This window comes from Acinetobacter sp. IK40 (assembly GCF_035615075.1).
In the GTDB taxonomy this organism is placed as follows: Bacteria; Pseudomonadota; Gammaproteobacteria; order Pseudomonadales; family Moraxellaceae; genus Acinetobacter; species Acinetobacter courvalinii.
The window spans coordinates 65529-79396 of the sequence record NZ_JANBOE010000012.1 but is presented as its reverse complement, the minus strand read 5'-3'; the positions used below and the strand labels follow the sequence as shown (position 1 = coordinate 79396).

The 13868-nt window shown below is 44.3% G+C and carries 12 protein-coding genes; 8 read left to right on the top strand and 4 right to left on the bottom strand.

The window, feature by feature from the left end; genetic code table 11:
* Window positions 1–205: 205 nt before the first annotated feature.
* From MSG93_RS18045 to acnA, 6 genes are all read left to right on the top strand, one after another.
* A complete protein-coding gene (locus tag MSG93_RS18045) occupies window positions 206–1795 on the top strand; it encodes a peptide chain release factor 3 (RefSeq protein ID WP_005283326.1) in 1590 nt (529 codons plus the stop codon).
* A 69-nt stretch (window positions 1796–1864) separates the two neighbouring features.
* On the top strand, window positions 1865–2689 hold the full coding sequence (locus tag MSG93_RS18040) for a hypothetical protein (protein ID WP_005283330.1): 825 nt from the start codon (window positions 1865–1867) through the stop codon (window positions 2687–2689).
* Window positions 2690–2704: 15 nt separating this feature from the next.
* Window positions 2705–2965 (top strand): hypothetical protein, encoded by a 261-nt coding sequence (locus tag MSG93_RS18035; RefSeq protein ID WP_262766839.1) that lies wholly within the window; start codon window positions 2705–2707, stop codon window positions 2963–2965.
* Between the two features lie 108 nt (window positions 2966–3073).
* Complete coding sequence (locus MSG93_RS18030; RefSeq protein ID WP_324622840.1) at window positions 3074–3982, top strand: RsiV family protein; 909 nt, start codon at window positions 3074–3076, stop codon at window positions 3980–3982.
* Between the two features lie 6 nt (window positions 3983–3988).
* On the top strand, window positions 3989–4801 hold the full coding sequence (locus MSG93_RS18025; protein WP_324622839.1) for a TatD family hydrolase: 813 nt from the start codon (window positions 3989–3991) through the stop codon (window positions 4799–4801).
* A 119-nt stretch (window positions 4802–4920) separates the two neighbouring features.
* Window positions 4921–7677 (top strand): aconitate hydratase AcnA, encoded by a 2757-nt coding sequence (gene acnA / locus MSG93_RS18020; RefSeq protein ID WP_324622838.1) that lies wholly within the window; start codon window positions 4921–4923, stop codon window positions 7675–7677.
* A 45-nt stretch (window positions 7678–7722) separates the two neighbouring features.
* Here the strand turns inward: acnA and MSG93_RS18015 are convergent, their stop codons facing one another.
* Complete coding sequence (locus MSG93_RS18015; RefSeq protein WP_324622837.1) at window positions 7723–8484, bottom strand: hypothetical protein; 762 nt, start codon at window positions 8482–8484, stop codon at window positions 7723–7725.
* A 285-nt stretch (window positions 8485–8769) separates the two neighbouring features.
* On the opposite strand from MSG93_RS18015, the gene MSG93_RS18010 reads away from it, so the two are divergent.
* Window positions 8770–9936 (top strand): MFS transporter, encoded by a 1167-nt coding sequence (locus MSG93_RS18010; protein ID WP_324622836.1) that lies wholly within the window; start codon window positions 8770–8772, stop codon window positions 9934–9936.
* An 88-nt stretch (window positions 9937–10024) separates the two neighbouring features.
* On the top strand, window positions 10025–10789 hold the full coding sequence (locus tag MSG93_RS18005; protein WP_324622835.1) for a tRNA threonylcarbamoyladenosine dehydratase: 765 nt from the start codon (window positions 10025–10027) through the stop codon (window positions 10787–10789).
* 16 nt (window positions 10790–10805) lie between these two features.
* Here MSG93_RS18005 and MSG93_RS18000 read toward each other — a convergent pair whose 3' ends face one another.
* The 3 genes from MSG93_RS18000 to MSG93_RS17990 form a co-directional block, all read right to left on the bottom strand.
* Window positions 10806–11285, bottom strand: coding sequence for a CHAP domain-containing protein (locus tag MSG93_RS18000; RefSeq protein WP_324622834.1), 480 nt, complete (start codon window positions 11283–11285; stop codon window positions 10806–10808).
* 261 nt (window positions 11286–11546) lie between these two features.
* Window positions 11547–12551: a tRNA dihydrouridine(20/20a) synthase DusA gene (gene dusA, locus MSG93_RS17995; RefSeq protein ID WP_324622833.1), complete on the bottom strand. Its 1005-nt coding sequence runs from the start codon at window positions 12549–12551 to the stop codon at window positions 11547–11549.
* A 113-nt stretch (window positions 12552–12664) separates the two neighbouring features.
* The gene (locus MSG93_RS17990; RefSeq protein WP_324622832.1) at window positions 12665–13861 is read right to left on the bottom strand and encodes an MFS transporter; all 1197 of its coding nucleotides are present in this window, start codon (window positions 13859–13861) and stop codon (window positions 12665–12667) included.
* Window positions 13862–13868 lie beyond the last annotated feature (7 nt).

Genomic DNA, 13868 nt, shown 5'->3' with positions numbered 1-13868 from the left:
GCAGATACTGGCGATGATGCAAGATCGACCGGTTCTGGAAACTGCGGATAGAACTGCTCCTGTTTAGCGGGCAGCCTTTCAACAATCAATCAATATTTTCTTTAAATCTGCTACAATTGCGCCAATTTTAAATTCTTTCGCACGCTCTCTGCCTCTATCTCCATTTGCAGATACAGAGGGGTGCACAAAATTGTAGATTTTTCGCATGTTTAAAGATGAATTAGCGGCACAGGTTGCCCAACGACGCACATTTGCGATCATTTCCCACCCCGATGCGGGTAAGACCACCATGACAGAGAAACTGCTGTTATGGGGTAAGGCCATTCAGGTTGCGGGGATGGTAAAAAGCCGTAAGTCTGACCGTTCTGCCACATCCGACTGGATGGAAATGGAAAAAGAGCGTGGGATTTCGATTACCACCTCTGTGATGCAATTCCCTTATAAAAAGCACACCATCAACCTGCTGGATACACCGGGACATGAAGACTTCTCGGAAGATACCTATCGTACCTTGACGGCGGTTGACTCGGCACTCATGGTGATCGATGGTGCCAAAGGTGTTGAAGAACGAACCATTAAATTGATGGAAGTGTGTCGTATGCGCGACACGCCAATCATTTCATTCGTCAACAAAATGGACCGTGAAATCCGTGAACCATTGGAATTGCTGGATGAAATTGAAAGTGTCCTGAATATCCGTTGCGTACCGATCACCTGGCCTTTGGGGATGGGACGTGACTTTGCGGGTGTCTATAACCTGCTTGAAGACAAGCTATATGTTTATAAAGCTGGTTTTGGTTCAACCATTACCGATATCGATGTTCGTGATGGTTATGACCATCCGGATATTCGTGAAAAAGTGGGTGAGTTGGCATGGGCTTCTTTTGAAGAATCTCTTGAGCTGGTGCAGATGGCCAATGAACCACTGGACCGTGAACTATTCTTGCAAGGCAAACAAACCCCTGTTCTGTTTGGTACCGCATTGGGTAACTTTGCCGTGGATCATGTTCTGGATACCTTTATTAACTGGGCACCAGAACCGAAAGCACATCCAACTCAAGAACGTATGGTTGAAGCCAAAGAAGAAGGTTTTACTGGCTTCGTGTTTAAGATTCAGGCCAACATGGACCCGAAACACCGTGACCGGATTGCCTTCATGCGTATTTGCTCAGGTAAATATGAAAAAGGCCTGAAAATGAATCATGTACGTATCGGTAAAGATGTGCGTATCAGTGATGCTTTGACCTTTCTTGCGGGTGAACGTGAGCATCTGGAAGAAGCTTGGCCGGGGGATATCATTGGTTTGCACAACCACGGTACCATCCAGATCGGTGATACCTTTACCAGTGGTGAAAGCTTGCACTTTACCGGTATTCCACACTTCGCCCCGGAAATGTTCCGCCGTGTACGCTTGAAAGATCCTTTGAAATCGAAGCAGTTGCAAAAAGGTTTGAAAGAATTATCTGAAGAAGGGGCAACTCAGGTGTTCATGCCACAAATCAGTAATGACCTGATTGTCGGTGCAGTCGGTGTGTTACAGTTTGATGTGGTGGCCTATCGCTTAAAAGAAGAATATAAGGTGGACTGTATTTATGAGCCAGTGAGTGTTCATACGGTACGCTGGATTCACTGTGATGATGACAAAATCCTGAATGAGTTTAAGAAAAAGGCGCATGATCAGCTTTCAGTTGATGGTGGCGGTCACTTAACTTATCTGGCGCCAAGCCGTGTTAACTTGCAGTTGATGCAAGAACGCTGGCCGGATATCCAGTTCCGTAACACACGAGAACACTAAACTGTATAAAAACAGCTTCTAATTAGAGGCTGTTTTTAATTGAACGATCTAAAAATAAAGGATGATGAAATGAATGCTTTAAAACCACTTTTTGCTGTCAGTGTCTTGATTGGAATGATGGCTTTAACCGCATGTGATCATCCAGATAAAAATAAAGCCGATACCGCCGAAAGTAAACCGGCTGCGGCACCAGTTGAAAAAGCTGAAGTCCTGCCTTACTTAAATATGAAAGAGGCCAAGGCGGACTATGCCTTGCCATTTTGTGAAAAGAAAAACTGTATTGATGTTGATATCCAGACGGTAAAAACGCAGGATGAATGGCTAAATGCATGGATTGCAAAAAATCAGTCCAAGGTGATCCAGCAGCAAATTGAACTGGATAAAAACCTGACGCTGCAACAGGCCATTAATGCCTATGTGAAAAAGTCAGATGAATGGCAGGACAAGTATTCTAAAAATAAGGCCTATGAGCTGCATCTGAATACCCGGATTGCTTCACAGCGCAATCAATATGTGCTGTTACAGGTGGGGGTTAATGCCCAGCAAGAAGATATTGCGGTGAAAGATCGCTTCTATTTCTTTGTGGCAGATCGCAAGTTGCAAAAGAGTCTGAGCGTGCTGGATGTGATCCAGAAAAATCAGCAAAATGCCTTAAACGATATTGTGCAGGCCCATTATCAACAATGGATTGCAAAACAATCGGCAGAAGTGAAAAAACAGGTGCCAAAAAAACTGTATTGGGGACAGGCAGACTGGTTCTTTGATGGTGAGGGTATCGGTTTACATTATCGGGCCAATGAAATCAGTAAAGATGCCCCGCAACTGGATATTTATTTAACCACTGAACAGACTCGGCAGATGCTGCAAGCTGAGATTTATCAGCAGATGTTTTAAAGCATAGGGAAGAGAATGACAGATAATGAGATATTAGAAATTATTCAAAACATTGAGGCATCAATACTTGAAGATGAAGCAATGGCTAAGTTTAGAAGTTTTGGTGAAGTGGCGTTATATGCAAATCCTCAAGGCTATTTAAAGATTGCAGTTGCAATGCTAAAGAGCGCAATTGGCCAGCCAGCGGATTTACATTCTTTATTTAGCCAAGACAGTGATTTCGAAATTGATTTTTTAGTGCAGAGTGAAGATGAGTTAGATTTCCTATCAAAATAATGTAGAGTTTTAAGTTTCGTATAGAAATTGCATGTGCTTCTAGCAGTTTTGCATTAACTTCGATAGCATTTAAAAATCTTGTGTAATAACAATGCTTATAGGTCTCAGATGAAAACATTTTATAAATATAGCGTTCTTGCATGTGCTGTTTTGCTTGCAGCCTGCCAGCCTAAATCGGAGCCAAAACAATCACAGGATAAGCCGCAAGATCCACCTGCGGTACAACAGCAGGCTGAACCGGTTTTACAAGGCGAAACGGTTAAGATTGCGGTAAAACTCCCTGAATGTAAGGGCAATACCTGTCCTGACTTTACGGTTGAGCGTTTGCAAAGTAATTTCCCGTTTATCGATCAGTTGCTTGATCAGCAAATTCTTGAACAGCTTGGCAAAATGCTTGAGGTGGTCGATGCGGATGCACCGGCTGCTTCAACCGCAAAAAGCACTGGGTCAAAATCCGATCTGGACAGTCAGGCACAGTTATATGCAGATTCATTTGTCAAAATTGATGAAGAGTTAAAAGCGTTAAGTAGCAGCCACCAGATCAGCTTAATGATCAAGCCGAAGATCTTGCAGCCGAAAGGTAAACTGGCAACCGTAGTGCTGAATAGCAGCAGTTATTTAGGTGGGGCGCATGGCGCAACCTCGCAGCGTTATTACAACTTTGATCTGGCAAATCAGAAACAGGTACAGTTGCAGGATCTGTTATTGCCAAAACAGAAAGCGACCTTAGACAAGCTGGCTCATGAAGCGTTTAAAACCTGGATTGTGGATTCCAAACTGGCCACAGATCCTAAGGAATACGAACAGGCTTGGCCATTTCAGGTGACAGATAATTTCTTATTGGGCGAACAGGGCTTGATCCTGCAATATGGCGAATATGATATTGGCCCGTATGTGGTCGGTTTGCCGCGTCTGGTGATTCCATTTAGTGAATTACAAGGGGTATTAAAACCTGAGTATTTGCCAAAAGTGGACGCACCGGCTGCCTCTACACCTGTCGCAAAAGAGAGCAAGTAAGCGCTGATGCAACTGTTCGATACCCATACCCATTTTGATGTTGCCGATTTTAATCATGATCGGCAACATCTGGCTGTGCAGGCCAAACGGGTGGGGGTCGAGGCATTGGTATTAATCGGGTTTCTGCAATCACGATTCGATGAGCTGATTCAGACCCATCAGCAATTACAAGGTTGGGAGCATGTACCGCAGTCTTATCTGGCACCCGGTTTACATCCCTTTTATATCGAGCAGCATCAGCCCGAACATTTACAAGATTTAGAACAGATTTTGCAGCAGCTTGATTGTGTGGCTGTAGGTGAAATTGGTCTGGATACCTTTTTAAAACAGCATAAACAGCCTGAATTATTTAGCAAACAACAGCATTATTTTATTGAGCAATTAACATTGGCAGCGCAGTATCAAAAACCGGTGCTGTTGCATATCCGTAAAGCACATGCTGAAACCATTGCGATTTTAAAGGCGCAAAAATTCAAGTTAGGCGGAATTGCGCACGCTTTCAGTGGCGGTGTTGAAGAAGCCAAAGCCATGATCAAGCTGGGCTTTAAAATCGGCATCACCGGACAAATTACCAATCCAAATGCCAAAAAACTGCATCAGGTGGTGCATGCCATTGGTCCCGAACATCTGGTGATTGAAACCGATTGCCCGGATATGACGCCGTTGTGCTGTCAGACTTCAACCGAACATCGAACCCGCAATACGCCTGTCAATTTACCTTATGTGTTAGACAGCTTGGCGCAAATACTTGAGCTATCCCAAGCACAACTTGCCCAGCAACTGTGGCAAAACTCATGCACAGCCTTGCGTCTCGGATAACAATCATAATCCCGTTAAAAATAAGGTAACTAAAAGGGAACACATCCATTTCCAAACAGGGTTACATTAAACAGAGAACTTCATAATAAACAATCAGCCAATACTGGGAGGGTAACCTGATGGCCAGATATAGCAAAATCAATAGTTTCAATGCATTACAAACACTTACCGTCGGTTCTAAATCTTATCAAATTTTTAACCTTCCGCATGCAGCACAGACACTGGGTAATATTGATCGCCTACCCAAGTCACTCAAGGTTTTGCTAGAAAATTTACTGCGCTTTGAAGATGGAAAAAGTGTAAAAGTCGAGCATATTCAGGCGCTGGTGGACTGGCAGAAAAGCAAACGTTCAGATCAGGAAATTCAATATCGTCCTGCCCGGGTATTGATGCAGGATTTCACCGGTGTACCTGCGGTAGTCGATCTGGCTGCCATGCGTGCAGCCATGGCGCAGGCTGGGGGGGATCCAAACCGGATTAATCCGCTTTCCCCGGTGGATCTGGTTATTGACCATTCGGTGATGGTGGATCATTTCGCCAACGATCAGGCTTTCGCAGAGAATGTCGAAATTGAAATGCAACGTAACGGTGAACGTTATCAATTCCTGCGTTGGGGGCAGTCTGCGTTTAATAACTTTAGCGTGGTACCTCCGGGCACCGGAATTTGTCATCAGGTTAATCTGGAATATCTGGCACAAGCGGTGTGGCTAGGAGAAGATGAAGGGCAGGATTTTGCGTTTCCGGATACTCTGGTTGGCACAGATTCGCATACCACCATGATTAACGGATTAGGCGTGCTTGGTTGGGGCGTTGGCGGGATTGAGGCCGAAGCGGCCATGCTGGGGCAACCGGTATCGATGTTGATTCCGGAAGTGATCGGCTTCAAATTAACCGGCAAACTGAACGAAGGCATTACCGCAACCGATCTGGTATTGACCATTACTCAGATGCTACGTCAAAAAGGCGTAGTGGGTAAATTTGTAGAATTCTATGGTGATGGTCTGGCTGATTTACCTTTGGCGGACCGTGCCACGATTGCCAATATGGCGCCAGAGTATGGCGCGACCTGCGGTTTCTTCCCGATTGATGAAGTTACACTCGGCTATTTAGCCCTGACAGGTCGTCAACAACAACGGATTGATCTGGTTGAGGCCTATAGCAAGGCACAGGGCCTATGGCGTAATGCCGGAGATGAGCCGGTTTTCACCGATACTCTGAGTCTGGATATGAGCACGGTACAAGCCAGTCTGGCTGGACCAAAACGTCCGCAAGATCGTGTATTACTGTCCGATGTACCGAAAACCTTTAATGCCCTGATGGAACTGACACTAAAACCAGCGAAAGAAGCCAAAGAACGTCTGGAAAATGAAGGTGGCGGCGGTACGGCGGTAGAGGCACAGAAAGCCAATCTAGGGCATGAACAGCCGTCTTGTACCATTGACGGAAAATCTTATCCTTTAAATGATGGTGATGTGGTGATTTCTGCGATTACCTCGTGTACCAATACCTCCAACCCAAGCGTGATGCTGGCTGCAGGTTTACTGGCCAAAAAAGCGATCGAAAAAGGTTTGCAACGTAAACCCTGGGTTAAAAGCTCACTGGCACCCGGCTCTAAAGTGGTAACCGATTATCTGGCGGCAGCAGGTTTAACCCCTTATCTGGATCAATTGGGTTATAACCTGGTGGGTTATGGGTGTACCACCTGTATCGGTAACTCGGGGCCGTTGCCTGACCCGATTGAAGCCGCCATTCAGTGTCATGACTTAAATGTGGCGTCGGTACTGTCAGGTAACCGTAACTTTGAAGGGCGTGTGCATCCACTGGTGAAAACTAACTGGCTGGCATCACCACCGCTGGTCGTGGCCTATGGTTTAACCGGCAACATCCGTACCGACTTAACCACGCAACCGATTGGGCAAGGCAAAGACGGACAGGATGTTTACCTAAAAGATATCTGGCCAAGCCAGTCCGAAATTGATGCCGTGCTACAGAAAGTGAATACCGAGATGTTCCATAAAGAATATGCTGCGGTATTTGATGGCGATGCGACCTGGCAAGCGATCCAGATTCCACAGAGCCAGACTTATGCTTGGCAAAATAACTCCACCTATATTCGTCATCCGCCATTTTTTGAGGAGATTAACCAGCCGCCGAAAGCCATCGCTAATATTGAACAGGCCAATATTCTGGCGGTACTGGGAGACTCGGTCACCACCGATCATATTTCACCTGCAGGTAATATCAAGAAAGACAGTCCTGCCGGGCGTTATTTACAGGATCAGGGTGTTGAACCAAAAGACTTTAACTCCTACGGATCGCGACGTGGTAACCACGAAGTGATGATGCGCGGTACCTTTGCCAATATCCGCATTAAAAACGAGATGCTGGGTGGTGAAGAGGGCGGTAATACCCTGTATATTCCGACAGGTGAAAAAATGTCGATTTATGATGCTGCGATGCGTTATCAGCAACAGCACACGTCATTGGTGATTATTGCAGGTAAGGAATATGGGACTGGCTCATCACGCGACTGGGCTGCCAAAGGAACCAACTTACTGGGTGTCAAAGCCGTAATTTCCGAAAGTTTTGAACGGATCCATCGCTCGAATCTGGTGGGGATGGGCGTGTTGCCATTGCAGTTTGTGGATGGGCAAACTCGTCAATCCTTGAATTTAACTGGGCATGAAACCATTTCTATCCATGGCTTGTCCGATGATATTCAACCGCACCAGACACTGGATGTTGAGGTCGTTCGGGAAGATGGTAGTCAGGCCAAATTTAAGGTGCTATGTCGAATCGATACCTTGAATGAAGTGGAATACTTTAAGGCAGGCGGTATTCTGCATTATGTTTTACGCAATTTGATTGCTGCTTAATTGAAGTGAGCCCTGTGCATTTACAGGGCCTTTTCATTTCAGAATTTAGCTAAATCTAAATAACTTCTTTAGGCTAAAGCTCGGCTTCAACGACCAAACACCCCAACGATTAAAATATAGTGAGTCTTCCTCGAAGAAATCGCGCGATTCTTTTTTATGCAGTTTTAATACTTCTGCACCTTCCTCTACAGAAAAAGTTTGATTCTCTAACAGGGGTGGATTCTCTATCAGTAAATAGAGTAAAAACTGATTCAAGACATAGGAGGCATGTTCTACTTTTAAGTTGATACAGCCGTCAGCTTTGCCAAATTGATGCATGCCACAAGAATAAAGTGAGTCCTGATCGAAAACAGTGGGAACAAATGCTTTATATAAATCAAATAGATTCTCTGCATCAAAGTTCAGCCAGTCCGATCGAAGATGAGTCACTCCAGACGTTTCAACTTTAATGGCTAATCCACCGGCTTTGAGTAGCGCCTGACCCAGTAACAGTGCTTGTTGTGCTAAGGCTATTGATCCGGCTTTGCAAATCACATAAACCACCATCTGATGTTGCTCGATTTGTTGTAGTTCTTGTTCTGAAAAACGATCCATACTCTGCCGCCTAAATACCTGACTTACACTAGGATCATTTTTATGCTCTTCAATTTCAGCAAAATAATCACTGGCTAATGCTTTGATAATTAAACCTGCGTAAATATAGCCTGTATCATGGGTCAATAGCGCCTGTAATAAGGCTGAATGATTTTGCCAGACACCGGGAATACATAAGATAATGTCCTGTTGATCTTGTTTATCCATAATCATATTTTCGAATCAATTATTTTTTTATCATACAATACTCCTTATTAAACCCTGCCTTTATTTGCGATGTGGTTACTCAAAATACGTGAGAAATTTGTTTTAAATGGTGGAGTGATCTATTTTTAAATTAAATCTATTTGGAATGCCACGTCTTGGTATTAAGACTATCTTGAGTGTGGTTATACCTCCCAGTAAATTGTTGAAAAAGATGAAGGCGGGTCTTGCATCTTTTTTATTTAAATTTGAGCTGTTTAGGATTAAGGTGTTGGTATTCAATCATTCAGGAAGATGGTTTTGAACCAGTTACCGCGATATGTTTATTATTTATTGGTTGCCCAAGCATTTAATTTAATTGCAGCAGTATTATCGGTCACAGTTTCAGCCATTGTCGGTTTAAAACTTGCGCCCACGCAGGCCTTGGCGACCATACCCTATGGCTTGCAATTTCTGGCCATGTTACTGACCACCTTTATTTTTTCATTTCTGATGAAAAAACTGGGTCGACATGTCGTGTTCCAGTTTGGATGTATTTGTCTTTTCTTCGCGGGCGTACTGGGCTATCTGGCCTTACAATATGAACAGTTTGATCTATTGTGTCTCAGTCATTTTTCGCTGGGTTTATTCATTTCCACAGCTAACTTTTACCGTTTTGCAGCTTCGGATCGTCTGGCGCCAGATTTAATTCCAAAAGCGACGGCGATGGTAATTTCGGGTGGTGTGGTGGCCGCTGTGATTGCACCGATGTTGGCAATTCAGTTTCAACAGCTACAAGGTTTACCGGATTTTACCGCGATCTATTGTATTTTTAGTGTGCTGGCGCTGTTGCTATCGCCCATTTTATATCTCTGGAATCGCAAGTTTAAATTACAACAGGCCCAGCAGCTGGTAACTAATTTAATACCGCGTGCCAAACTCCCGGTTAATCTGATTGCTGCTGCCATGATCAGTGGTGCATTTGCCTATTATGTGATGAATGTCATGATGATTATGTCTTCCTTACAGTTAAAGCAACATCATAGCTTTCATTACGCCTCAATCTCGATCCAGCTGCATGTTCTGGCCATGTTTATTCCTTCGTTCTTTGTGTCGAAGCTGATCCAGCGCTGGGGAATCAATCGGACGATTTATACGGGTTTTATTTTACTGATGTTGTCCTCTTTGATTCCGATGCTCGGTCAAAAGGGAATTTATATGAATGTTGCATTAATTGTGCTGGGTGTGGGCTGGAACTTCGCGTATTCAGGTGCTTCGACTTTACTGGCTGGATTAAATGAACAGCAAAAGCATCGCGTACAAGGACTGAATGAAACCATGATCGCCTTGTGCGCCACCTTGGGCGCATTCTTGCCAGCACCGATTTTGACCCAACTGGGCTGGATGAATGCCAACCTGCTGGCTTTAGTGTTGAGTGCCACTATTTTTGTCATATTTATTGTGCTCAGCCGACGCAGCTAATCGATAACAGGTGGCTTATCTTCCTCACCCAAACCGACTAAAACACGTTAAAATAACGCTTTGCTGAACTGTATAGATCACTGCTGATATGACTGATGTACCTGTAAATGATGAATATGACCGCCGTTTTGCTGGTGTGGCCAAAATTTATGGAGAAGATGCCTTTGCTCATTACGAGCAAAGCCATGTCATGGTCATCGGCATTGGTGGTGTCGGCAGTTGGGCAGTGGAAGCACTGGCACGTACAGGGATTGGCGAACTCACCTTGGTGGATATGGATGTCGTTGCGGCATCAAACATCAACCGTCAATTGCCTGCAATGAGTTCAACACTGGGACAAGAGAAAATTGAAGTGATGGCCGAACGGTGCCGTCAAATTAATCCACGTATGCAAGTCAATGTGATTGATGACTATCTCACACCCGAAAATGTCAAAGAGATCCTTAATCCGGTGCCGACCCTCATTTTAGATTGTATTGATGACGTCAAAGCCAAGCTTGCCCTGATGCTACATTGTCGCTTTAACAAGATACCTCTGATTGTTTCCGGCGGGGCAGGTGGCAAGCTCGATCCACTGAAAATCCGTGTCGCAGACTTATCCAAGACCGAGCAAGACCCAATGTTGGCAAAGTTGCGTACCCAACTTCGTTCCATGGGGATTTGCAAAAAGCCAAAAGAGAAATTTGGAATTACTTGTGTTTATTCGATTGATAATCCGTTTTCGAGTGCAGAGGTGTGTCCAAGTGCCGGATTACGTTGTGGTGGCTATGGTTCTGCAGTGGTGGTGACATCAAGCTTTGCAATGGTTGCCGTTGCGGAAGTCCTGAAAAAACTGGATAAGATCAGGACTTAAATCATCATCTGAACGATTAAGCTTGTGGATATTGCGGTGCTAAGCGGTAATAGCTGTAAGTGACATTGGGATCTTTATAAACGTCATAGCTGCGTTGCTTATAATCAGACACCCATTGTGAACCTGTGAAGCCTGCAATGTGACCGTAACGATGCTTTTTGGTGCGGTGAATAATGTAAATATCACCTGGTTGAGGGTTATTAAAATCAGGCGTAATTTGTTGATAGCCGATTTGTTGTAAGGTACCACCCCAGTCCGAAGCTGCAACAGGATGTTGTACGATTTTAGCCCCAGCAGATTGTAAAGCGATTCTGACGAATTTGGCACATTGAGATGAGCTGCGATACGATGCTCTTTTAGCCAGTTTTTGAGAGAATTTATCTACATCAATCCCTGCTACTGATGGAGGCTTCGGCATTTCTCGATAAGGAATAACCACCTGTTGCGAGGGTGGGTGAATCATACTGTGATCAACTGAAGGTACATCATAAATCATTGTGAATCTCTACCGCATTTTCAAAACAACTGAACGTGTGCCAGAATCTATTACGCGGCACATGGTAAGCGATAAATCTCAAAAAAACCAAAATGTAATGTAATAATATAACAAATTTTCGAATTTATAATGAATTCTTAATCAATATTTATTGAAGATTTACTTAATTATAAGCAAGTTATGTGACACACAATAAAAAATTTCAGATTTGTAAAATCATATTTCACAGTGTGAAGTGTGTCACGTTTTTGTGAGGTTTACTCAGGCTTGATGCTCTTTCAGATAATCTTCGGTACGCTGCATGGCGGCCTCAATATTTTGAATGGCCGTTTCAATATCGCCAATGGTTTTTGCATTGCCGCCACTGAGAGCCTGACGCCATTTTCGTGCGCCCGGCAAGTTCTGGAATAGACCTAAAATATGACGGGTGATAATCGATAATGGAGCGCCTTCTGCAACGCGTTGATGAATATAAGGCATCATTTGCTGCATGATCTCAAAACGATCAGGCGCTTCCAGATTCCAGAGTTGTCCCATCTCCGCCAATAAATACGGATTATGGTAGGCCTCACGACCAATCATCACACCATCAACATGCTGTAAATGCTGCTGGGTTTCTGCAAAGGTTTTAATCCCGCCATTGATTTCAATGGTCAGGTGAGGACGTTCCAGTTTCAGACGATACACATCTTCATAACGTAAAGGGGGAACATCCCGGTTTTCTTTCGGTGATAAACCTTGCAAGATCGCAATACGCGCATGCACGATAAAATGCGTACAACCTGTTGCCGCGACAGTGTCGACAAAATGCAGCATTTCTTCATAAGACTGCATATCATCAATCCCGATGCGGTGTTTCACAGTGACCGGAATTGACACGGCTTTTTGCATGCTATGAATACATTCAGCGACCAGATGAGGCTCCGCCATCAGGCATGCACCAATTTTATTATTCTGAACGCGATCACTTGGACAGCCGACATTCAAGTTGACTTCATCATAACCCCAATCCTCTGCCATTTTGCTACAGGTCGCGAGTTCTTGTGGATTTGAACCACCCAGCTGTAACACGATCGGGTGTTCTTCTTTGTTGAAGTCGAGATGACGATTGGCACCGCCGTAAATAATCGCACCTGTCGTCACCATTTCGGTATAGAGCACCACATTGGGGTTAAACAGGCGTGCAAAGAAACGATAGTCTTTTGTTGTCCAATCCATCATTGGCGCAACGGAAATACGTGGCTTTAATGATTCTAGTGATGGCATAAACGGCTCTCGGATGTGGACAAGAAAAGAAAGGGCAGCATTATACGAGTTTTAGCAAAATTTCACCAATGCTGATCCCGATCACTTCAATTTTTAAGCATAAACAGCCAGATTCAAGGTGTAACAATCTTGTTTCTCTTGGTCGCAACATAATCTATAAAGCTAAATAGCATGCAGGCCAATACCAGACTGATGCCTGCCAGACAGGTTGCACTCCAGCCACCATGATTCCAGGCAAAAATTCCCAAAGCCGAACCGCCAGCGCCGCCAGTGAAGTAGGCGGTCATATAAATGGCATTAATCCGTGATTTGGCATCGGGGCGTAAACGGAAAATAATACTCTGGTTACTGGTATGCACTAATGCCAAAGCTAACTGGATTAATGCAAATCCAAGAATATAGCTCACTAAAACCGTTTGACCGAAATAGAAAAATATCCAGCTGAGAATGAATAAGGCACAACCGATCCAGGTCAGTCGGCTGGTATAGCCCAGATCTGCATATTTACCAATATATTGGGTAGATAGCGCCCCAAAAATACCGACCAGTGGCACCATACCAATCAGCAGGTCTTGTAGATGATGGGCTGAGGTCAGCAACAGGGCGATGGTTGAATATAAAATACTGACCGCGGCAAAGGCAAAACCACCCGCAAGTGCGCGCAACACCAAACGTTTTTCTTGCTTTAGCAGTTGCGCCATGGAGACAAAAACCTGACCATAATTCAGCTTCATACGCATGACATAAGGCAGGCGGCTTTTTAAGGCATAGGCCAGAATCAACATCAGAATGCCACTGACCACATAAATGACTTTCCAGTGGAACAGGTTGGAAAATAATCCTGCAAGACTGGTTGAAAGCAAGATACCGACTAATAATCCACTCATCAAAAAGCCAATCACTTCGCCTGTTTTTTCAGGTTTTACCGTCATGGTGGCCAGAGGAATCAGCACTTGAGCTGCCACTGAAAACAGGCCAGCCATCACCGTGCCCAACCACAACATCGGTAAATTTACTGAAAAGGCACTGATGAATAAGCCAATAGCACATAATCCCATCAATAAAGGAATAAATCGGGTTTTATTAACCACATCGCCCATTGGCACAATGAACAATAGACCCAGTGCATAGGACACTTGCGCAAAGGTGACGGTTAGGGCTGCCTGACCTTCGCTCACCGAAAAATATTGCTGAATCGAATGAATCAAAGGCTGACTATAATAGTTGGCGCCCGCACATAAACCGCATGCCGCTGCCATAAACCAAAGTAAAGTTTTATTTTGACTGATATCTTCTTGAGGGATAGACATAGGATTC

Coding starts and splice junctions, on each gene's coding strand:
- MSG93_RS18045 (WP_005283326.1), top strand. CDS start 206: ATGTTTAAAGATGAATTAGCGGCACAGGTTGCCCAACGACGCACATTT.
- MSG93_RS18040 (WP_005283330.1), top strand. CDS start 1,865: ATGAATGCTTTAAAACCACTTTTTGCTGTCAGTGTCTTGATTGGAATG.
- MSG93_RS18035 (WP_262766839.1), top strand. CDS start 2,705: ATGACAGATAATGAGATATTAGAAATTATTCAAAACATTGAGGCATCA.
- MSG93_RS18030 (WP_324622840.1), top strand. CDS start 3,074: ATGAAAACATTTTATAAATATAGCGTTCTTGCATGTGCTGTTTTGCTT.
- MSG93_RS18025 (WP_324622839.1), top strand. CDS start 3,989: ATGCAACTGTTCGATACCCATACCCATTTTGATGTTGCCGATTTTAAT.
- acnA (WP_324622838.1), top strand. CDS start 4,921: ATGGCCAGATATAGCAAAATCAATAGTTTCAATGCATTACAAACACTT.
- MSG93_RS18015 (WP_324622837.1), bottom strand. CDS start 8,484: ATGATTATGGATAAACAAGATCAACAGGACATTATCTTATGTATTCCC.
- MSG93_RS18010 (WP_324622836.1), top strand. CDS start 8,770: ATGGTTTTGAACCAGTTACCGCGATATGTTTATTATTTATTGGTTGCC.
- MSG93_RS18005 (WP_324622835.1), top strand. CDS start 10,025: ATGACTGATGTACCTGTAAATGATGAATATGACCGCCGTTTTGCTGGT.
- MSG93_RS18000 (WP_324622834.1), bottom strand. CDS start 11,285: ATGATTTATGATGTACCTTCAGTTGATCACAGTATGATTCACCCACCC.
- dusA (WP_324622833.1), bottom strand. CDS start 12,551: ATGCCATCACTAGAATCATTAAAGCCACGTATTTCCGTTGCGCCAATG.
- MSG93_RS17990 (WP_324622832.1), bottom strand. CDS start 13,861: ATGTCTATCCCTCAAGAAGATATCAGTCAAAATAAAACTTTACTTTGG.